Annotated in this window: 21 protein-coding genes; 12 read left to right on the top strand and 9 right to left on the bottom strand. The window is 68.7% G+C overall.

From position 1 onward, the window contains the following. Positions 1-22 precede the first annotated feature (22 nt). A complete protein-coding gene (bfr, locus tag ACPCUW_RS16780) occupies positions 23-505 on the top strand; it encodes a bacterioferritin (RefSeq protein ID WP_423425817.1) in 483 nt (160 codons plus the stop codon). Positions 506-565: 60 nt separating this feature from the next. On the opposite strand, the gene ACPCUW_RS16775 is transcribed toward bfr, so the two are convergent. The 7 genes from ACPCUW_RS16775 to ACPCUW_RS16745 all read right to left on the bottom strand — a co-directional run bounded on the left by ACPCUW_RS16775 (position 566) and on the right by ACPCUW_RS16745 (position 7,339). Then, positions 566-1,714: an acyl-CoA dehydrogenase family protein gene (locus ACPCUW_RS16775; RefSeq protein WP_305780383.1), complete on the bottom strand. Its 1,149-nt coding sequence runs from the start codon at positions 1,712-1,714 to the stop codon at positions 566-568. 13 nt (positions 1,715-1,727) lie between these two features. Beyond that, positions 1,728-2,873 carry a thiolase family protein gene (locus ACPCUW_RS16770; protein ID WP_423425815.1) on the bottom strand — a complete coding sequence of 382 codons (1,146 nt, stop codon included), beginning with the start codon at positions 2,871-2,873 and terminating at the stop codon, positions 1,728-1,730. Further along, positions 2,866-3,708: an enoyl-CoA hydratase/isomerase family protein gene (locus ACPCUW_RS16765; RefSeq protein WP_245922196.1), complete on the bottom strand. Its 843-nt coding sequence runs from the start codon at positions 3,706-3,708 to the stop codon at positions 2,866-2,868. Before ACPCUW_RS16765 ends, ACPCUW_RS16770 begins: the two co-directional genes overlap by 8 nt. 107 nt (positions 3,709-3,815) lie before the next feature. After that, on the bottom strand, positions 3,816-5,060 hold the full coding sequence (locus tag ACPCUW_RS16760) for a CaiB/BaiF CoA transferase family protein (protein ID WP_423425812.1): 1,245 nt from the start codon (positions 5,058-5,060) through the stop codon (positions 3,816-3,818). Further along, the gene (locus ACPCUW_RS16755) at positions 5,060-5,824 is read right to left on the bottom strand and encodes an SDR family NAD(P)-dependent oxidoreductase (protein ID WP_064905384.1); all 765 of its coding nucleotides are present in this window, start codon (positions 5,822-5,824) and stop codon (positions 5,060-5,062) included. Before ACPCUW_RS16755 ends, ACPCUW_RS16760 begins: the two co-directional genes overlap by 1 nt. Further along, positions 5,824-7,002, bottom strand: coding sequence for an acyl-CoA dehydrogenase family protein (locus ACPCUW_RS16750; RefSeq protein ID WP_423425810.1), 1,179 nt, complete (start codon positions 7,000-7,002; stop codon positions 5,824-5,826). Before ACPCUW_RS16750 ends, ACPCUW_RS16755 begins: the two co-directional genes overlap by 1 nt. A 31-nt stretch (positions 7,003-7,033) precedes the next feature. Then, positions 7,034-7,339 carry a hypothetical protein gene (locus ACPCUW_RS16745; RefSeq protein ID WP_423425808.1) on the bottom strand — a complete coding sequence of 102 codons (306 nt, stop codon included), beginning with the start codon at positions 7,337-7,339 and terminating at the stop codon, positions 7,034-7,036. 294 nt (positions 7,340-7,633) lie between these two features. Here ACPCUW_RS16745 and ACPCUW_RS16740 point away from each other — a divergent pair, with 294 nt between their 5' ends. From ACPCUW_RS16740 to ACPCUW_RS16690, 11 genes are all read left to right on the top strand, one after another. Further along, the gene (locus tag ACPCUW_RS16740; RefSeq protein WP_063011773.1) at positions 7,634-8,164 is read left to right on the top strand and encodes a carboxymuconolactone decarboxylase family protein; all 531 of its coding nucleotides are present in this window, start codon (positions 7,634-7,636) and stop codon (positions 8,162-8,164) included. 4 nt (positions 8,165-8,168) lie between these two features. Continuing rightward, positions 8,169-9,434: an aromatic ring-hydroxylating oxygenase subunit alpha gene (locus tag ACPCUW_RS16735; protein ID WP_030516359.1), complete on the top strand. Its 1,266-nt coding sequence runs from the start codon at positions 8,169-8,171 to the stop codon at positions 9,432-9,434. After that, positions 9,421-9,762 (top strand): hypothetical protein, encoded by a 342-nt coding sequence (locus ACPCUW_RS16730; protein WP_063011771.1) that lies wholly within the window; start codon positions 9,421-9,423, stop codon positions 9,760-9,762. The genes ACPCUW_RS16735 and ACPCUW_RS16730 overlap by 14 nt, the downstream gene beginning before the upstream one ends. Positions 9,763-9,766: 4 nt before the next feature. Next, positions 9,767-10,978: a metal-dependent hydrolase family protein gene (locus ACPCUW_RS16725; protein ID WP_423425804.1), complete on the top strand. Its 1,212-nt coding sequence runs from the start codon at positions 9,767-9,769 to the stop codon at positions 10,976-10,978. Then, the gene (locus tag ACPCUW_RS16720; RefSeq protein ID WP_305780375.1) at positions 10,965-11,381 is read left to right on the top strand and encodes a nuclear transport factor 2 family protein; all 417 of its coding nucleotides are present in this window, start codon (positions 10,965-10,967) and stop codon (positions 11,379-11,381) included. The genes ACPCUW_RS16725 and ACPCUW_RS16720 overlap by 14 nt, the downstream gene beginning before the upstream one ends. A 54-nt stretch (positions 11,382-11,435) precedes the next feature. After that, entirely contained in the window at positions 11,436-12,533 is a 1,098-nt protein-coding gene (locus ACPCUW_RS16715) for an acyl-CoA dehydrogenase family protein (RefSeq protein ID WP_064910578.1), read from the top strand. Between the two features lie 135 nt (positions 12,534-12,668). Next, a complete protein-coding gene (locus ACPCUW_RS16710; RefSeq protein ID WP_423425801.1) occupies positions 12,669-13,646 on the top strand; it encodes an acyl-CoA dehydrogenase family protein in 978 nt (325 codons plus the stop codon). Positions 13,647-13,822: 176 nt separating this feature from the next. Then, positions 13,823-14,626: an inositol monophosphatase family protein gene (locus tag ACPCUW_RS16705; protein WP_423425799.1), complete on the top strand. Its 804-nt coding sequence runs from the start codon at positions 13,823-13,825 to the stop codon at positions 14,624-14,626. 82 nt (positions 14,627-14,708) lie between these two features. Then, positions 14,709-15,410, top strand: a complete 702-nt coding sequence (locus tag ACPCUW_RS16700; RefSeq protein WP_218400826.1) for a response regulator transcription factor — start codon at positions 14,709-14,711, stop codon at positions 15,408-15,410. Between the two features lie 56 nt (positions 15,411-15,466). Then, on the top strand, positions 15,467-16,489 hold the full coding sequence (locus tag ACPCUW_RS16695; protein WP_219823557.1) for a HAMP domain-containing sensor histidine kinase: 1,023 nt from the start codon (positions 15,467-15,469) through the stop codon (positions 16,487-16,489). A 430-nt stretch (positions 16,490-16,919) separates the two neighbouring features. Continuing rightward, the gene (locus ACPCUW_RS16690) at positions 16,920-18,377 is read left to right on the top strand and encodes a DUF4153 domain-containing protein (protein ID WP_423425797.1); all 1,458 of its coding nucleotides are present in this window, start codon (positions 16,920-16,922) and stop codon (positions 18,375-18,377) included. Between the two features lie 64 nt (positions 18,378-18,441). On the opposite strand, the gene ACPCUW_RS16685 is transcribed toward ACPCUW_RS16690, so the two are convergent. Both ACPCUW_RS16685 and ACPCUW_RS16680 read right to left on the bottom strand, forming a co-directional pair. Beyond that, positions 18,442-19,161, bottom strand: coding sequence for a 3'(2'),5'-bisphosphate nucleotidase CysQ (locus ACPCUW_RS16685; protein WP_030516349.1), 720 nt, complete (start codon positions 19,159-19,161; stop codon positions 18,442-18,444). Between the two features lie 187 nt (positions 19,162-19,348). Further along, positions 19,349-19,867, bottom strand: coding sequence for a hypothetical protein (locus tag ACPCUW_RS16680; RefSeq protein ID WP_063011765.1), 519 nt, complete (start codon positions 19,865-19,867; stop codon positions 19,349-19,351). Positions 19,868-19,878: the final 11 nt, after the last annotated feature.

Genomic DNA, 19,878 nt, shown 5'->3' with positions numbered 1-19,878 from the left:
ATCTGTGCCACGATCACACATCATGGAAGGCGACAAGGAAATCATCGCGCTGCTCAACGAGCAGTTGACGGCCGAACTCACGGCGATCAATCAGTACTTCCTGCACGCCAAGATGCAGGAGAACTGGGGCTACCCCAAGCTGGCCAAGCACACGCGCCACGAATCGTTCGATGAGATGAAGCACGCCGAAGTCCTCACCGATCGGATCCTGTTCCTCGAAGGTCTGCCGAACTACCAGAAGCTCAACCCGCTGCGGATCGGCCAGACCGTCCCGGAACAGCTGCGCGCCGACCTCGAGATCGAGATGGAGGCCGTGACCCGGCTGCGCGGCGGTATCGAGCTGATGCGCTCGCGCGGTGACGTCATCTCCGCCCGCATCTTCGAGTCGATCCTCGAGGACGAGGAAAGTCACGTCGACTACCTCGAAACCGAGCTCGAACTGCTGAGCACGCTGGGCGAACAGCTCTATCTGCAGCGCTACACCGATACCCCCGAAGGGGACTGACGCCGTCACAGCACCCGGCCGCCGCCGCATCGCGGCCGGGTGTTCGTGCGCCGAAAGCGCTTACAACGCCAGTGATTTGGCGATGATCGTCTTCATCACCTCACTGGTTCCGGCGTAGATGCGGGCCACCCGGGCATCGGTGTAGAGCCGCGCGATCGGATATTCCATCATGTAGCCGTAGCCACCGAACAGCTGCAGGCAGCGATCGACCACCCGGGCCTGCATCTCGGTGCAGAACAGCTTCACGCGCGCGGCGTCGGCCCCGGACAGTTCCCCGTCGACCAGGTCGGCCACCGCCCGGTCCAGCATGGTCTGGGCCGCCTCGATCTCGGCGGACATGGCCGCCAGTTCGAACTTCGTATTCTGGAACGAGGCGACCGGCGTGCCGAATGCCTTGCGCTGCTTCACGTAATCGACGGTGGCGGTGAGCGCGGCGCGCGATTGCGCCACAGATCCGACCGCGACCGTCAGCCGTTCCTGAGGCAGATTGTGGCCGAGGTAGCCGAATGCCGCGCCCTCCGCACCGAGCCGGTTCGCCACCGGCACCCGCACCTCGTCGAAGGAGAGCTCGACGGTGTCCTGCACCTTGCAGCCCATCTTCTCCAGCACCCGGCCACGCGAGAAGCCGGGCATGCCGTCCTCCACGACCAGCAACGTCAGCCCGTGCCGGCGGTTGTCCGGATCGGTCGAGGTCCGGCACACCACGATCACCAGATCGGCCAGCAGCCCACCGGTGATGAAGGTCTTGGCTCCGCTGAGAACGTAGTGGTCACCGTCGCAGACGGCGGTGGTCCGCACCCCGGCCAGATCGGATCCGGTGCCGGGTTCGGTCATGGCGATGGCAGTCAGCAGCCGGCCCGACGCCAGGCCGGGAAACCAGCGCTCGCGCTGGGCCGCGTCGGCGTAGTCGAGGAAGTACGGCAGGATCACGTCCAACTGGGTGCGCACGGTCGACAGCGTGACCAGCGCCCGCGCCGCCTCCTCCTGCAGCACCACGTTGTAGCGGTAGTCGCGCAGCCCCGCTCCCCCGTACTCCTCGGGAATCGCGATGCCGAGCAGGCCCGATTCGCCCAGCCGCGTGAAGATTTCACGCGGCATCCGGCCGGCGCGTTCCCAGTCCGGGTAGTTCTCGACCACATGCTTGTCGATGAATTCGCGGGCCAGTGCCCGAAACGATTCGTGGTCGGCGGTGAACAGTTCTCGGCGCACGCCGGTCCTCCGATCAGTTCAGCAGTTCGACGACGGTGGCGTTGGCGGTGCCGCCGCCCTCGCACATGGTTTGCAGGCCGTAGCGAATGCCGTTGTCGCGCATGTGATGAACCATGCGGGTCAGCAATACCGCGCCCGAGGCGCCGAGTGGATGGCCGAGCGCGATGGCCCCGCCCAGCGGATTCATCCGGACGAGGTCGGCGCCGGTTTCGGCCAGCCAGGCCAGCGGCACCGGCGCGAACGCCTCGTTCACTTCGAACACGCCGATCTCGGCGAGCGACAGCCCGCACCGGCGCAGCACCTTCTCCGTCGCCGGGATCGGGCCGGTGAGCATCAGCACCGGATCCGCGCCGGTCACCGCGCCGCCGCGATAGCGGACCAGCGGTGTCAGGCCCAGGTCTCGGGCCTTGTCCGGGGTGGTGATCAGCACCGCGGCCGCGCCGTCGGAGATCTGCGACGAGTTGCCGGCGTGGATCACCCCGTCCGCACGAAAGGCCGGTTTCAGCCGGGCCAGCGTATCGGCGGAGGTGCCGCGGCGAATGCCCTCGTCGGCGCCGACCGTGGCCGAACCGGCGGGCACGTCGACGATCTGGTCGTCGAAGGCCCCGCGGTCGACGGCCGCGGCCGCCAGTTCGTGCGAGCGCGCGGCGTAGTCGTCGAGGCGGGTACGAGACAAGCCCCACCTCTCGGCGATGAGTTCGGCCGAGATCCCCTGGTCGAAGGAGAAATCGTGATAGCGCGCACGGGCTTTCGGCCCGTGCGGCATCCCGGTGGCGCGGGCCGAGCCCAGCGGCACCCGGCTCATCACTTCCACACCGCCGGCGATCACCAGGTCCTGCTGTCCCGAGCCGACCACGGCGGCGGCGAACTCGACTGCCTGCTGGCTGGATCCGCATGCGCGGTTGATCGTGGTGCCGGGAACCGCTTCCGGCCAGCCCGCGGCCAGGACCGCATAGCGGCCGATATTCGACGACTGGTCGCCGACCTGCGAGACGCATCCCCAGATCACGTCGTCGACAAGTGCCGGATCCAGACCGGTGCGCTCGGCCAATGCGGTCAGCACCAGCGCGGACAGGTCCACCGGGTGGATATCGGCCAAAGCGCCGTTGCGTTTGCCGATCGGGGTGCGGACCGCCGCGGCGATGACTACCTCACGCATCTGTTCGACCTTCGTCGTCGGGCCGATCCGCACGGCGGATCGGCGGTCTGGTGACCGTCCAGCGGCCGGTGAACCGGGGCGGGCGTTTCTCGGCGAAGGCCGCGAACGCCTCCGGTGCGTCGGCGGTGGCGAAATTGATGCCCTGCGCCCGCGCCTCCCCGGCCAGCGCCTCCCGCAGACTGCGGTCGGCGCCCTCGTTGAGCAGGGCCTTGGTCTGGGCCAGCGCCACCGGCGGCCCCGCCGCCAGCCGTGCCGCCAGGTCGTCGACGAAACCGTCGAGTTCGGCGTCCTCGCACAGCCACGTCACGAGGTTCAGTTCGCGCGCCTGTTCGCCGTCGATCGTCTCGCCCAGCAGCGCAAGCCTTTTCGCCTGTTGCAGTCCGGCGATCTTGGGCAGCAGCCAGGTGCCGCCGAGATCCGGGGACAGCCCGCGCGGGGCGAAGATCTGGGAGAACCGGGCCCGCGGGGTCGCCACGACGAAATCGCAGCCGAGGGCGAGATTCCACCCGGCACCGACGGCCACGCCGCGCACCTTCGCCACGGTCGGCATGGGTAGTTCGTGCAGTGCCAGCGCCACCTCGGTCAGCGCCCGCATCCGATAGGTCGGATGGGTGTTGTCGGGCGTGGAAATATCAGCGCCGGAACAGAATTCACCACCCGCGCCGGTGAGAACCACCACGCGCACATCCAGGTCTGTGGCGGTGGCGCGCAGCACGTCCTGCAGCGCCGCCCACAGTTCGGCGTCGATCGCGTTCTTGCGATGCGGCCGATTCAAAGTCAGCGTCCGCACACCCGCGTGATCGGCGCAGTGCAGGACCGGGTCATGCGAGACCATGACGGTGCTCCCGTTCCGGGCGGCGGCCACGGCCACCGGCATGACGCGGACACGACGATGTGCGCGGCGTCGAACGCGCGGACCCGGCGTTTCGGTCGGCGATCGTGTCAGCGCACATGAGCGGCAGCCACCCCCGCGTCGCGGGAGCCGACCACGCCCGCCGCTCGCCATCGAGCGATCTCGTCTGCGCTGCAGCCGATTTCGGCCAGCACCGCATCGGTGTGCTCCCCCAGGCCCGGCACCGCGCCCATCGGCGGCTGGTAACCCTCGATCACGGCCGGGGGCAGCAGGGACGGGATCGGCCCGTTCGGGGTGTCGATACCGCGCCAGCGGTCGCGTTCGGACAGTTGCGGGTGGGCCAGGACCTCGCTGGGCCGATTGTAGCGCGCGTTGCCGATTCCGGCGGCGTCGGCGGACGCTTGGATGTCGGCCAGATCGTGTCGCGCACACCAGCTTCCGATCGCCTCGTCGAGCTCGGCGCGATGGGCGACCCGGCCGGGATTGGTGCGGAAGCGGTCGTCGGCGGCGAGATCCGGGCGTTCGAGGATGTCGCGGGCCAGGCGCTGCCATTCCCGGTCGTTCGTCGTGCCCAGCACCACGGTCTGCCCGTCGGCCGTCGGGTAGGCGCCGTACGGCGCCACCGCCGGTGAGCTCATGCCGAGCGGCTGCTGGTCGATTCCGCTGTGCCGGGCGTAGGTGAGGTGATAGCCCATCATCTCGGCCATGGTGTCGAACAGGCTCACCGATATCGCCGTGCCCGGGCCCGGCCCGCGCCGCAGCCGCCCGCACAGCGAGGCCACGATCGACAGGGCCGCGTACAGGCCCGTGGTCACATCCGCCACCGGCGGACCGGGTTTGGCGGGCGCGCCGGCCGTGCCGGTCACCGCGCACACCCCGGCCTCGGCCTGGACCAGCAGGTCGTAGGCGCGTTTGTGCGACAGCGGCCCGCCCGCGCCGAATCCGTCGATGGTCAGCGAGATCAGATCCGGGTGCCGGCTCTCCACCTCCGCCGGGGACAATCCCAGCCGGTCCAAGGCTCCGGGTGCCAGATTGGCGACCAGCACGTCGGCGCGCTCCAGCAGGCGATGCAGGAGTTTCACGCCCGCAGGCGATTTCAGGTCGAGGGTCACCGATTCCTTCCCGCGGTTGACCCACACGAAATGCGCGGCCTGGCCCTCGACCACGTCGTCGTAGTAGCGGGCGAAGTCACCGCCGTCCGGGTTCTCCACCTTGATCACCCGCGCCCCGAAATCGGCGAGGGTGCGCGTGCACATCGGCGCGGACACCGCCTGTTCCAGCGCCACCACCGTGACCCCGGCGAGCGGGCCCGCCGCCTGCGGATCGATGATCATCACATCACCATGCCGCCGTCCACCGGCAGCACCTGCCCGGTGACGAAGGAGGCGGCGTCGGAGGCCAGGAAGACGAACGCTCCGGCCACCTCGTCCGGTTCGGCCCAGCGCCGCAACGGAATTCGGTTCAGCATCTGCGCGGCGAATTTCTCGTCGGTGCGGATGGTGGTCGTCATCGGCGTGGCCGCCAGCGGGGCGAGCGCGTTCACCAGGATGTTCTTGCGGGCCAGCTCGCGAGCCAGCGATTTGGTGATGCCCACGATCGCGGCCTTGGCGGCCGAATAGTTCACCTGCCCCAGGGTTCCGGTCAACCCGGCCGAGGAGGTGACATTGATGATGCGCCCGGTGCCGTCGGTGGGCAGATACGGCAGCGCCGCCTGCGCGCAGTTGAAGGTGCCCAGCGCGTGGATGTCGTAGAGGCGGCGCATCGAATCCACGGTGGTGGCGCCGAACATCGCGGGCGCCGTGACACCGGCGTTGTTGACCACGATGTGCAGTGTGCCGCCGGCCAGCGCCGCACCCTGCTCGGCCGCGGAATCGGCGGCGCCGCGGTCGGATACGTCCAGCGCGCAACTCGCCGCCCGCCCCCCGGCGCCGACGATCTTGTCGGCGACCGCCGCCGCTGCGGCGGCGTCGATATCGGTGACCAGTACCGCGGCGCCGGCGGTGGCCAGCGCCTGCGCCACCGCCGATCCGATGCCGCCCGCGGCGCCGGTGACCATGGCCGCGCGGCCGGTCAGATCGAAAAGTCCTCGTGCCGGCATCAGTAGCTCCTCGGCAATCCCAATGTGTGCGAACCCAGGTAGTTCAAGATCATTTCCTGGCTGACGGGGGCGATGCGCATGACGCGCGCCTCGCGGAAGTAGCGGGCCACGTGGTACTCCTCGGCATATCCCATCCCGCCGTGGGTCTGCATGGCACGGTCGGCGGCGGTGAAGCCGGCGTCGGCACACAGATATTTGGCCGTATTCGCCTCGCGGCCACAGGGTTTACCGTTGTCGTAGAGCCAGGTCGCCTTGCGCAGCACCAGTTCCGCGGCATCCAGATGGGCCAGCGAATCGGCGAGCGGGAACTGGATGCCCTGATTCATGCCGATCGGCCGGTCGAAGACCACGCGCTCGCCGGCGTATTTGACCGCCCGGTCCAGCGCCACGCGGCCGATGCCGAGCGCCTCGGCGGCGATGAGCATTCGCTCCGGATTCAGCCCGTCGAGCAGATACCGAAAACCTTCGCCCTCCTCGCCCACGCGATCCTCGACCGGAACCCGCAGATCGTCGATGAACACCTCGTTGGAGGAGACGGCGTTGCGACCCATCTTGGCGATCGGGCGGATATCGATGTGGGCGCGGTCGATATCGGTGAGGAACAGGGTCATCCCGTCGGTTTTGCGCCTCACCTCGTCGTAGGCGGTGGTCCGGGTCAGCAGCAGGATCTTCTCCGATTCCAGCGCCTTGGAGATCCACACCTTGCGGCCGTTGACGATGTAATGGTCGCCGTCGCGGCGGGCGAAGGTCGTGATCCGGCTGGTGTCCAGGCCCGCCCCCGGCTCGGTGACTCCGAAGCAGACGTGCAGATCTCCGGCCGCCACCCGGGGCAGCGTCCGCCGCTTGAGCTCCTCGGAGCCGTGGCGGACCACCGGCTGCATGCCGAAGATCGAGAGATGAATCGCGGTGGCGGCGTTCATTCCGCCGCCCGAGCGGGCGACCTCCTCGGCGAGAATGGTCGCCTCGGTCAGTCCCAGGCCGTGGCCGCCGTACTCCTCGGGGATGGTGATGCCGAGCCAGCCACCGGCGGCGATCGCCTGGTAGAACTCCGTGGGGAATTCGTGGTCCTGGTCCTTGCGCATCCAGTAGCGGTCGTCGAATTTTCGGCACAGTTCGGCTACCGCCGAGCGGATCAGCTGCTGATCCTCGCTCGGTTCGAATGTCATTCCGGCGGACATGCGCACTCCTGCTCTCCGGTCACCGCACCCCTCAGTCCGAGGCCGGCAGGGCCTTGGCCGCCTTGATCGTCATCGGGGTTCCGTCGCAGCGCAGTTCACCGGAACCCGAACTCGTACACAGCAATTCGACCGAATCGGCCGCGTCGACGTAGCGCTTGCCGATCAGTGTCACCGGTTCTGCCGCGGCGGGCGCGGCCGGTGGCGCGCTCGCGGCCGGAACCAGAGGGCTTCCGCCGCAGGTCAATACGGGACTGGCATCGGCGGGCGCGCGCACCACCACCACCTTGGTGCCGCAGACGGTGCTGGCGAGCTGTTCACCGGGACGCAGGGCTGCCATGCTCTCGACTCCTCTTCCTGGACTGTGCGACTAGAAAACTATCTTCTCATATTTGGAGAATCAACATTCTACTTCTGCGCCGGGATCGACTCCCGCTCACAGCCGGCCGCTCCAACGAACAGGCCGCGCCGCCGACAGCAGCGACCGTCCGACGCTCCGCACACCTCGCGCGGACCACTTCTGAGCAGGAAGTTTCCCGCACTTCGTGCCGAACATTGACGAGTCGGCCCCTCACGTGAAAATCTATTGATCCGTTGAGGAGAATGTCATTCTCCTGAATGAGAGGAGGAGAGGATGCGCCTGCCGCCCCTGCCGGCCGACCAATGGGACGATCGGACCCGCGGTGCCCTGGCCGCTCTGCTGCCACGCGCTCGGCGCAACCCCGACGGCGCCGGACCCGCGATGTCGGCTCTTGCCAGACATCCGGACCTGGCCGAGGCGTATCTCGGCTTCGGCGTCTACCTGCTGTTCCGATCCACCTTGCCGCCACGCGTGCGCGAGATCGCGATCCTGCGCATCGCGCACCGCCGTCAGTGCGCCTACGAATGGGCCCACCATGTCGCGATGGCCGATTCCACCGGCCTGTCCGACGCCGACATCGACGGGATCCGCGACGGACGGCTCGCCGGCGAGTTCGATCGGCTGCTGCTCGCGGCGGTCGACGAACTCGACGAGAAGTCGCAGCTGTCGGACACCACCTGGGCCGCGTTGAGCGACTACCTCGACGAACGCCAGCGCATGGATCTGGTCTTCACCGTCGGCGGCTACGCCATGGTCGCGATGGCCTTCAACACCTTCGGCATCCAGCCCGATCACGAGAGGTAATCCCTTGCCGCACTTCAGCAAACCAGCCGCCGGAAGCTGGACCGAGAACTATCCCGAACTGGGGACCGGCACCGTCGACTACACCGATTCGATCGACCCGCAGTTCTACGAGGACGAACGCAACGCCATCTTCCGCAAGAGCTGGCTGTGCGTCGGCCGCGATGTGCTGCTGCCGCGCAAGGGCAGCTACTTCACCAAGGAACTGGCCTGCATCGGCACCTCGCTGATCATCGTCCGCGGCACCGACGACGTGATCCGGGCCTTCCACAACATCTGCCGCCACCGCGGCAACAAACTCGTGTGGGACGACTTCCCGAACGAGGAGACCTCCGGCACCTGCCGGCAGTTCACCTGCAAGTACCACGCCTGGCGCTACAACCTCGACGGTACGTGCACCTTCGTTCAGCAGGAGAAGGAATTCTTCGGCATGGACAAGGCCGACTACGGCCTCGCCGACGTGCGCTGCGAGGTGTGGGAGGGGTTCATCTTCGTCAATGTCGACCCCGACGCCCCGCCGCTGCAGGATTACCTCGGCCCGATGGTGAAGGGGCTGGAGGGATTTCCCTTCCACGAATTCACCGAGGTCTACAGCTACAAGGCCGAGGTGGGCAGCAACTGGAAACTGTTCATCGACGCGTTCGCCGAGTTCTATCACGCGCCGATCCTGCATATGAAGCAGGCGGTGAAGGACGAGGCCGACAAATTGGCCGACGTCGGCTTCGAGGCCCTGCACTACCAGATCGACACCCCCCATTCCATGGTGTCCTCGTGGGGCGGCATGGCCCCGCCGAAGGACCTCGACATGGTCAAGCCGATCGAGCGGGTGCTCCGCTCGGGCCTGTTCGGACCGTGGGACCGGCCCGATATCGAGGGGCTGGATCCCATGCCCCCCGGGATCAATCCGTCCGGCCATCGCGCCTGGGGCGTGGACGAATTCGATGTGTTCCCCAATTTCGCGATCCTGGTGTGGGCGCCGGGCTGGTTCCTCACCTACAACTGGTGGCCGACCTCGGTGCGCACGCACATCTTCGAGGCGAACCTGTATTTCACACCCCCCAAGAACGCCCGCGAACGGCTGCGCCAGGAATTGACCGGCGTGACGTTCAAGGAATACGCGTTGCAGGACGCCAACACCTTGGAGGCCACCCAGACGATGCTGGAAACCAGTGTCGTCAAGGAATTCCCGCTCAACGACCAGGAAGTCCTGCTGCGGCATCTGCATCATGTCGCGCAGCGCAAAGTTCAGGAGTACCGCGATGCCAACGTCTGAGACGAAGAAGCTGCCCGGGGAATTCGCCGAACTGGAGAAGTTCTCCGACTGGATCATCGACACCGAGCCCGAACGCTATCGCAAACGGCTCGCCTCCGATATGGCGCAGATGCAAGCGTTCTACGACGCCGCGTTCCCCCGGCTCGAGGAGGCGCTCGACTATCTGGACCAGTTCCCGCTCGACGAAATGCCCGACGACGCACGGTATCTGACACATCTGATGCAGTCGCTGATCATGGTGTCGTTCCCGGTCGAGGTGTGGAAGCAGCCGCGGGTGCCCGATTCGGGTGCGGCCTATCTGAATCTCGTGCGCGAAACGGTGGTGTAAGCCGATGCTGACGCTGAAGGCCGCCGGTGTCCTCGACATCGATTCCGGTGAGATCATCCGCCCCGGCGTGGTCCGGGTGGCAGACGACCGCATCGTCGGCGTGGGCGGCGAACCCGAGGGCGAGGTCGTCGATCTCGGCGATCTGGTGCTCCTGCCCGGTCTGATGGATATGGAAGTCAACCTGCTCATGGGCGGGCGCGGGGAATCCGGGCTGGCCTCCAGCGTCACCGACGATCCGGCCACCCGGGTGCTGCGGGCGGTGGGTAACGCCCGCCGCACCCTGCGCGCGGGGTTCACCACGGTGCGCAACCTGGGCCTGTTCGTCAAAACCGGTGGCTATCTGCTGGATGTGGCGCTGGGTAGGGCGATCGACAAGGGGTGGGTGGACGGTCCGCGGATCGTGCCGGCCGGGCACGCCATCACCCCCACCGGCGGCCATCTGGATCCGACCATGTTCTCCGCGTTCATGCCCGACGTCCTGCACCTCACCATCGAGGAGGGCATCGCCAACGGCGTGGACGAGGTGCGCAGGGCCGTGCGCTACCAGATCAAGTACGGCGCCCAGCTGATCAAGATCTGCGTTTCCGGCGGCGTCATGTCGCTCACCGGAGCACCTGGCGCACAACACTATTCGGACGAGGAACTGCGCGCGATCGTGGACGAGGCGCATCGGCGCGGACTCAAGGTGGCCGCGCACACGCACGGCGCGGAGGCGGTCCGGCACGCCATCGCCGCCGGAATCGACTGCATCGAACACGGTTTCCTGATCGACGACGAAACCATCGCGCAGATGGTCGCCGCCCGCACCTGGCTGGTGCCGACCACCCGCCTGGCCGACGCCATGGACGTCTCCAAGGCGGATCCTGCGCTGCAGGCCAAGGCCGCGGAGATGTTCCCGAAGGCGCGCCTCTCGGTCAAGGCCGCCTACGACGCCGGGGTGCGCATCGCGGTCGGCACCGACGCGCCCGCCATCCCGCACGGCCGCAACGCCGACGAGCTCGTGGCACTGGTCGAACGCGGACTGGCACCGATCGACGTGTTGCGCGCCGGCACGATCAACGCCGCCGAACTCATCGACGCCGACGACCGCGGCCGGATCGCGCCCGGCCTGCTGGCCGACATCATCGGTGTGCCGGGCAATCCCGTGGACGACATCACCGTGACCCAGGATGTGCGATTCGTGATGAAAGGCGGAAAAGTGTATGTCCAGAAATGACGATCTGCTCGATATCCAGCAGCTGCTGGCGCGCTACGCGGTCACCATCACGAAGGGCGATATCGAGGGGCTGTTGAGCGTTTTCGCCCCCGACGGCACCTACAGTGCCTTCGGCGACACCTATAACCTCGACGTGTTCCCCGAGCTCGTGGCGGCCGCGCCCAAGGGCCTGTTCCTGACCGGCACACCGGTGCTCGAACTCGACGGCGACGACGCCTCAGGCACGCAGACGTTGTGCTTCGTCGAGCACTCCACCCACGACATGCGGATCGGCTACTACAGCGACACCTATGCCCGCACCGACGACGGCTGGCGGATCAAAACCCGCAGAATGACCTTCATCCGGCGCAGCGGCGACCACGATTCCGGTATCCCGCACGCATTCGACCGCCCTGCCGTGTGAGCGGCCCCGGCCCGAAAGTGACGTTCGCACACAGTGATCGAGGGAATCGCAGAGATGGGTACCACGGATATCGCGACGTTTCGGGACGATCTGCGGCGATGGCTGGCGGACCACGATCTCACGCCGGGCCCGGATCGCAGTCTCGACGGCCAGGTGGCCCAGCTGGCCCGGGTGCGGCGCGCCCTCTTCGACGCCGGCTGGATGCGCCACGGCTGGCCCGAACAGGTCGGCGGGCTCGGCGGGCCCGCGGTGCTGCGAGCGGTACTCGGTGAGGAAGTCGCCACCCGCGGCCTGGCCGAACCCGGCATCTACTCGATGGTGGAAGTGCTGGCGCCCACGATGATCTCCTACGCCCGGCCGGAACTGGCCGCGGCGATGGTGCCGGCGCTGCTGTCGGGGCGCGAACAGTGGTGCCAGGGGTTCTCCGAACCGGGTTCCGGTAGCGATCTGGCGTCCCTGAGCACCAAAGCCGTTGCCGACGGCGGCAAGTGGATCATCAGCGGCCAGAAGGTCTGGACCAGCTTGGCCCAGTACTCCGCCCGCTGTGTCCTGCTGACCCGCACCGCGCCGGGCCACGAGGGCATCACCGCGTTCTTCGTCGACATGGACTCCCCCGGGATCACCGTGCGCCCACTGCGGACCATGCACGGCGTCGACGAATTCGCCGAAGTGTATTTCGACGACGTCGTCGTGCCCGGCGATCGCATGCTGGGCAAGCCCGGGGACGGCTGGCGGGTGGCGATGGATCTGCTGCCGCACGAGCGGTCCACCTGCTTCTGGCACCGGATCGCCTACCTGTTCACGCGATTGGACGCGCTGATCGCGGACACGGACCTGCGCGACGACGCCGCCCTGGGCGCTGCCTATCTCGCGCTGCACACCGTGCGCTGCCGCTCGTACGCCACGCAGCGGCGGCTGGCGGACGGACAGCGGCTCGGTCCGGAGACCTCGATCGACAAGGTGCTGCTGGCCACCGCAGAACAGCAGCTGTTCGACACCGCGCGCGACATGCTCCCGGGCGCAGTCGAATTCGACGACGAGGAATGGCGTACCGAATATCTGTATTCTCGGGCGGCCACGATCTACGGCGGGACCGCCGAGATCCAGCGCAATATCATCGCGCGCCGCCTGCTCGATTTGGGGCGGGAATGAGACGCGGGTGTTCATCTGCCGCGCGTTGTTGCCGCGTGCGGACCCAACTCCCTATAAGCCGCGAAGGCATGTCCCGGTCCTGCCGCCACAGAACAGCGGCCCCGGTCGCACCGCACCGCACCGAGTTTCGAACGGATGACCATGGACGCCGATGAGATCGCATTGCTGACCGACAGCCTGCGCGCCACCATGACCGGCAGCACGGGTGACGCGCTGGATCACGCGCTCCTCGACTTCGGATGGGTCGACCTGCTGATCGAAACTCCGAAAGTGGCGATACCTCTGGTATTCCGGCTGCTCGGTGAGACCGGCGCCCATGCTCCCGTTCTCAACGACGTCATCGCGCACGCCGCCGGCCGCGACCTGCCTGCCCGGGTCGCGCTTCCCTTTACCGGTGGGCGCTGGATCATGTGGGAGCGAACCGGCGTAGCTCTATCCGCTCCGGCTGCGCCCAGCGGGACCGCGGTCGATCCCGGGGCCGATCCGATCGTCGGCGGCACGCCGGGCGGTTCCCGGCCCGATGCGATGGACCCGACAGGCCGGTCGGCCACGGGTGCCGACCGCGACTCCGGCGCCGTGCGCAGTGGTCCTGATTCGATTGCTGCACAACACTTTTCCGCACCGCCGGTGCTCGACCCCGAGCTACCGCTGCGCCGAGTTTCCGCCGGCGAGACGCTTCCGCTGGCCGAGGGCCGCCGCGCGCTCTCCTGGTGGCTGGCGGGAACGAGCCGCGCGATGCTGAATCTCGCGCGCCGCCACGCCCTCGACCGGGTCCAGTTCGGCCGCCCACTGGCCGCCCACCAGGCCGTCCGGCACCGCCTGGCCGAAACCCTGGTAGCCATCGAGGGCGCCGAGGCCACCCTCGCCACCGCCGACACCGATCTCGGCGCGCTGCTGGCCAAGGCCGCCGCCGGCCATGCCGCGCGGATCGCCGCCCGCCACTGCCAGCAGGTCCTGGGCGGTATCGGGTTCACCGCCGAACACGACTTTCACCGGCACGTCCGCCGGGCGTTGGTCCTCGACGGATTGCTCGGCAGCGCAGCGGAACTGACGCGCGAAGCGGGCGTCTGGGTGCGCACGCGCGGCACCGCTCCGCGGCTCGCGCAGCTGTGAGTGTCTTCGGCCGGCGCCGTTCGCCAGCGCTTGCGGTGCCCGGGGCCGAACAGATCGTGCAAACCTCGACGAATAATGCGGAAAACCGCGCAATGCCCCGAGGTTTGCACGCCTGGTTCGGCCTGAGCCGACCCGAGGCGGTGGCAGTGTTCATCGGCTGCGGATAGCTTGCAGTGGTGCACGACCACCTCGACGACGATCTCCGGTTCGCCCATGTCCTCGCCGATTCCGCCGACGCGGTGAATATGGACCGGTTCAAGGGCCTCGACCTCGCGGTCCGGGAGAGACCGGATATGGCCACGGTGAGCGACGCCGAGAACGCCGTGGAGAAACTCGTCCGGGGCCAGCTGCGCCGATCCCGCCCGCGCGACGCGGTCCTGGGCGCGGGTGACGGACTGGAGGGCGGCGGTCCGCGCTGCTGGGTGGTCGACGCCATCACCGGACTCGAGAACTATGTGCGCGGTGTGCCGGTGTGGGCCACGCAGATCTCCCTGCTGGAGGTTGCCGAAGGCGGATATCGCCCCATCGTCGGCGTCGTCTCCGCGCCCGCACTCGCCCGCCGCTGGTGGGCCGCGAAGGACCACGGCGCCTTCACCGGGCGCAGCCTGACCTCGGCGTCGCGGCTGCGAGTTTCCGGCGTTTCGAACCTGACCGACGCCTCGTTCGCCTACTCCACCGTCACCGCCTGGGCGGACGACGGCCGCCTGGACAGCTTCCTCACCCTGTCCCGCGACGCGTGGCGCACCCGGGCCTACGGCGAATTCTGGTCGTACATGATGCTCGCCGAGGGCGCGATCGACATCTGCGCCGATCCCCGCCTGTCGCCGGGCGATATGGCCGCCAACGCGATCATCGTCACCGAGGCCGGCGGCACCTTCACCGGCTTCGACGGCAACCCGAACCCGCTCAGCGGGAATGCGGCGGCCTCGAACGGATTGCTGCACAACGAGTTACTGAAGTACGTAAGCCGGCGCGACTGACGCCCCTCGACATCGCCGACCACACAGAATCTCCACAACTGATACCGGTTCTCTCCACACGAGCTCGCTAGGCTTCCCGAGCATGGAGCAGAACCCACCGGTGGAGGCCACGACAGCGCGGCGGATCCTGGTCGTGGACGACGAGTCCACGATCGCGGACTCGGTGGCGGCTCGGCTGCGGGCCGAAGGGTTCACGGTCACCACGGCTCCGGACGGTCCCGCGGCGGTGGCGGCCGCCGAGACGTTCGAGCCGGACCTGGTCGTCCTCGACGTGATGTTGCCCGGCTACGACGGGCTGGAGGTGTGCCGGCGGATCCAGGCCGAGCGCTCGATACCGGTGCTGATGCTCACCGCGCGGACGGACGAAACCGACCAGCTGATCGGACTCGGGGTGGGCGCGGACGACTATCTGACCAAACCGTTCTCGCTGCGGGTGCTCACCGCCCGCGTGCATGCTCTGCTGCGGCGGGTCGAACGCGCCGGTGATCAGCGCGGGGCGGTCACCGTGGTCGGCGATCTGCGCATCGACAGCGATCAGCGCAGGGTCTGGCGCGGCGGGGTCGAAGCCCAGCTCACTCCGCTGGAATTCGATCTGCTGGCCCGTCTCGCCCGGCGTCCCCGCGCGGTGCTCGCCCGGGAGCGGCTCCTCGAAGAGGTCTGGGACTGGGCGGATGCGGCCGGTACCCGGGCCGTCGACAGTCACATCAAGGCGTTGCGACGCAAACTCGGCGCCGACCTGATCCGCACCGTCCACGGCGTCGGCTATGCCCTGGAGACCCGATGAGCGCGCGCGCCGACCTCGACGCCGGCGAGCGTGCCGATCTCCGGGCCGCGAGCCTGGTGACGCAGCTGTCGGATCGGCTACCGCGGCCGCTGGATCGAATCCGATCCATCAAACTCAAACTGGCCGTCCTGATGACCTTCTCGGGTGGGCTCGCCTTCGCCTGGTTCAGTCAACGGATCGGCTGGCTGCCGCCGATGACCACACTGACCGCGATGCTCATCGCCCTGGTGTCGTCCCAATTCCTGGCGCACGGCATCACCACGCCGCTCCGGGAGATGACCGCCGCCGCGCAACGCATGGCGCACGGCGACTACACCAGCCGGGTGCGCGCGTCCTCCCGCGACGAGGTGGGACAACTGGCCGACGCGTTCAATCGGATGGCGACCGACCTCGCCGCCGCCGACCGGCAGCGCCGCGAACTGATCGCCAATGTCTCGCACGAGTTGCGCACCCCGATCACCGCCTTGCACGCGGTCCTGGAGAACCTCGTGGACGGCGTATCCGAGCCCGATCCGAAAACACTGGAAACCGCACTGGCACAGACCGAACGGCTCGGGCGCCTCGTCTCCGAGCTCCTCGATCTGTCCAGCATCGAGGCCGGAGCGATCCCGCTCGATCGCGAACAATTCGATATCGCACCGACTTTCGCGACGGTGACCGCCGAGGCGGAGGTCATGACCGCGGCGCTGGGCCGCGGTATCCACTTCCGCAGCACGATCGGTCCCGCCACTGCCACCGTGTACGCCGACCGCGCCCGCCTGCACCAGGTGTTGCTGAACCTGCTGGACAACGCCGCCCGGCACGGCCCCGCCGGCGGCGAAGTCCGCCTGCTCGCCCACATCGCGGGCGAGCACCTGGTCATCGATGTCGAGGACGACGGGCCCGGCATTCCTCCCGCGCAACGCGAGCGCATCTTCGACCGCTTCACCCGCGGCGGCAGCACCGACGGCGGCGGCACCGGACTCGGTCTCGCCATCGCCCGCTGGGTGGTCGACCTGCACCACGGCTCCATCGCGGTCGCCGAACCCGGCTCACGGATCCGCGTGATACTCCCGGCCACCGCGCCGCACCACCACTGACAGCCCGAAACTCACAGCCCGGCAGACCGATTCGGTCCCGGGCCGATACCCCACACCCTCAGGAGGACCGGCCGTGCCCGAAGAATCCACCCCCGGCCGCACGCGATCACCGGAACCGGCCGACTCCGCCGGTCACGATCGTCCGCTGTGCGCCGACGCCCATTCGGAACCGAATCGACCGGACATTCCACCGGACCGAGACGACACCACGGGGCCGGATCGTCAGCTGAAACCGGCACCGGCATCTCCTCCGGCCTCAGCGAAACAGGCTGCCCCGGAGACGAGTTCAGCCGCGGACGCTTCGGTCCCGAACGGCTCCGGCGAAACTCCGGGCGCCGCGTCGCACGATATCTCCACCGCCGGCGGCTCGGCACCAGCTGGGCACACCGAGGCGCCGGTGTGGTCGCGGAATGCCGGTACCGCCACAGCGGTGGTCGCCGACCCGCCTCGCTGGGGCTCCCCGTCCGCACCTCCCGTCGCGCCCCGTGCGCGATGGGTCGCCTACCCGGCGGGCGTGCTCCCCGCCGCGGGAGTCGCAGGTCTGGTCGCGGCAGCCACTGTGCCGGTGGATCGGCCCGGAATCGGCTGGCTGCTAGCGGGTTTCGCCATCGCCGTCGCGATCGGTACCGTCCATCGTCGCGCCGCGGACCGCGCGGAAATACCCACCGAGCGCCGGCACCGCCCGAGCCGCTGGTGGGCGGCCGCCGCACTCGCACTGCTCGCGGTGGGCACCTTTCGGGCCGCGGGGTGGTTGTTCGTCCTCTGCCTGATCGCGGCGGCCGTCTGCGGATCGCTCGCTGTGGTCGGCCGGCCCTCGGCGCGCGGCGTGTTCCACGATGCGATCGCGGTCCCGCTGGCATCGGCCGGCGCCCTCGCCTGGGTGTACGCGGCGCAGGGAAGGTTGCGCGGCAGCACCGGAGCCCGGCACTGGCGACTCGGTGCGTCCGTGGCCGCGACGGTGGCGTTGCTGGCGGTGTTCGTGCCGCTGCTCGCCGGTGCCGACGCCACGTTCGCCGCCATCGTCACGGGGCTGGTGCCGCGCATGGACGCCCCCACCACCACTCGATGGATCGTGCTGTTCCTGCTCACCGGTACGACAACTCTCGGCGCGCTGTACGTGCTCGCCGGGCCCCCGGCTCCTGCCGACGCGGGGAGCACACGCGCGAAACGCACGCTGGCACGACCGGAATGGGCGCTGCCGGTCGGGGCGCTGACCGTGTTGTTCGCATCGTTCCTCGGCGCGCAGCTGGTGGCCCTGTTCGGTGGCGACGACTATGTGCAGCGCACCGCCGGGCTGACCTACGCCGACTACGCGCGCAGTGGATTCTGGCAACTGGCCGCGGTCACCCTGCTCACACTCGCCGTCATCCTGCCCGTCCTGCACCGGGCCGCCAGGGATTCGGCGACCGACCGCCTCTGGTTGCGCGGCCTGCTCTGCACGATCAGCGGGCTCACCCTGGTGATCATCGCCTCCGCGTTCGGTCGCATGTGGACCTATCAGCAGGCATACGGATTCACCGTGCTGCGTCTGCTGGTCGGAACCTGCGAACTCTGGCTCGGCGTCGTGTACCTGCTGGTGGTCGTCGCGGTCCTGCGTCTGGAAACGGCGTGGCTGCCGCGCACCACCCTCGCGACCGCGGTGACCGCGCTCCTGATGCTCGCCGTCGCGAATCCCGAGGCGCTGGTCGCTTCGGAGAACATCGATCGCTGGCAGCGCGGTGCAGACCTCGACGCGGACTATCTGTCCGGGCTGTCGGCCGATATCGTCCCCGTCCTCGACCGCCTCCCGGGACCGATTCGCCTCGACCTGAGGCAGCGGCTCACGCACCGAGAAGACGACGAGACTTGGAACAGCTGGAACCTGGCCCGGATGCGCGCGGGTGAATGACCGCGAACATCACGCAGTGCCGGCGGCCCCGGCCGGACGGCATGTGGCGCCGGGCCGCCACCACTCAGATCCCGAAGTCCCGCAAGGCTTCCAGGACTTCGTCCGCCAGTTCCGGACGGCAGATGAGCAGATCCGGGAGGTAGGGGTCGGGCTGGTTGTAGATGAGCGGCGAGCCGTCCAGGCGCGAGGTGTGCAGACCCGCGGCGGCGGCCACCGCGACGGGGGCGCAGGAGTCCCATTCGTACTGCCCGCCGGAGTGGGCGTAGATGTCGGCTTCGCCGCGCACGACCGCCATGGCTTTGGCACCGGCCGAACCCATCGGAATGGTGTCGGCGCCGAGCGCGGCGGTGAGATGGTGCACGCAGGCGGGTGGGCGGCTGCGGGAGACGACGATGCGCGGTGGGCCGTCGTGGGCGGGCGGGAGTACCGGCGGCGCACCGGTTTCCAGCACCAGCCCGGGCACCGGAAGCGCGACGGCGCCGATCTCGGCGCGACCGTCCACCGCCAGCGCCACGTGCACGGCCCAATCCGCTCGCGGGGGCTGTCCGTATTCGCGGGTGCCGTCGAGCGGGTCGACGATCCACACCCGGCTGCGGGACAGGCGAATCGGATCGTCGGTGCTCTCCTCCGACAGGACCGCGTCGTCGGGGCGCAGCTCCGCGAGCCGCTTCAGCAGCAGTTCGTCGGAACGCCGGTCCCCGACCGCACCACCCTGGTCACGAATCTCGAGCAGGAGCTCACCGGCTTCCCGGGCGAGCTCGGCGGCCACCGCGTGGTCGTCCATATTCGGTTCTCACTCTCCCGCCGGACGGCGAACCGGCGCCGACCGGGCGCACCTGGCGCGCCGGCGTTCGGCCGGCGCTCGCATCGCCCCGCGGTGATCGGCGGGACCCTTGCAGTGTGCCAGCCGGTGCGGCCGCGGTGGCGTGCCCCCTGTCGCTCGGAGTCGATCAGGGGGCCGGAGCAGCCGCTCAGCAGGCGGGTGCGGTGCCGCCCTGCAACTTCAGCAGAGCGCAGAAGGTGGAGGCGGCGACCTTCCACTGCCCGTTCTCCTGCACGGCCTGCCCGGACTGATCCGGCAGCACCGGATTGCCGCCCATGAGCAGCGTGTAGGTGACATCGGCATGGCCGGCGTCGACCGTGACGACCTTCGAGACGGTGGCGGAGGTGCCCTGCGCCTGCGGGTTGTTCGCCTGGGCGGCCAGCACCGGCGCGAACACGTCGCCCTTCTCCACCGCGGCCGCGCGTTTGTCGGCGGGCTGTTTGGCGTCGAAGAACAGCACGTAGGCGTCGGTGACGGCCTTGGTGGTCGCTGGGTCGGCCGCCGACGATCCGGCGGCGGGCGCCGCCGCCGAGGTGGTCGCCGCCGCGGCCGTGGTGGTCGAGGCGCTGTTGTCGGACTTGTCGTCGCTACAGCCGGTGACGGTCGCCGCTGCGATCACCGCGATGCCGCACAGACTCGCCGCGCCGCGAATCATCTTGTTGCGCATGGATATGCCCT

It is taken from the genome of Nocardia sp. AB354 (assembly GCF_049538315.1).
Classification (GTDB): Bacteria; Actinomycetota; Actinomycetes; order Mycobacteriales; family Mycobacteriaceae; genus Nocardia; species Nocardia nova.
Note: the sequence above shows the minus strand (reverse complement) of the source record. Positions and strands in the feature narration are given on the sequence as shown.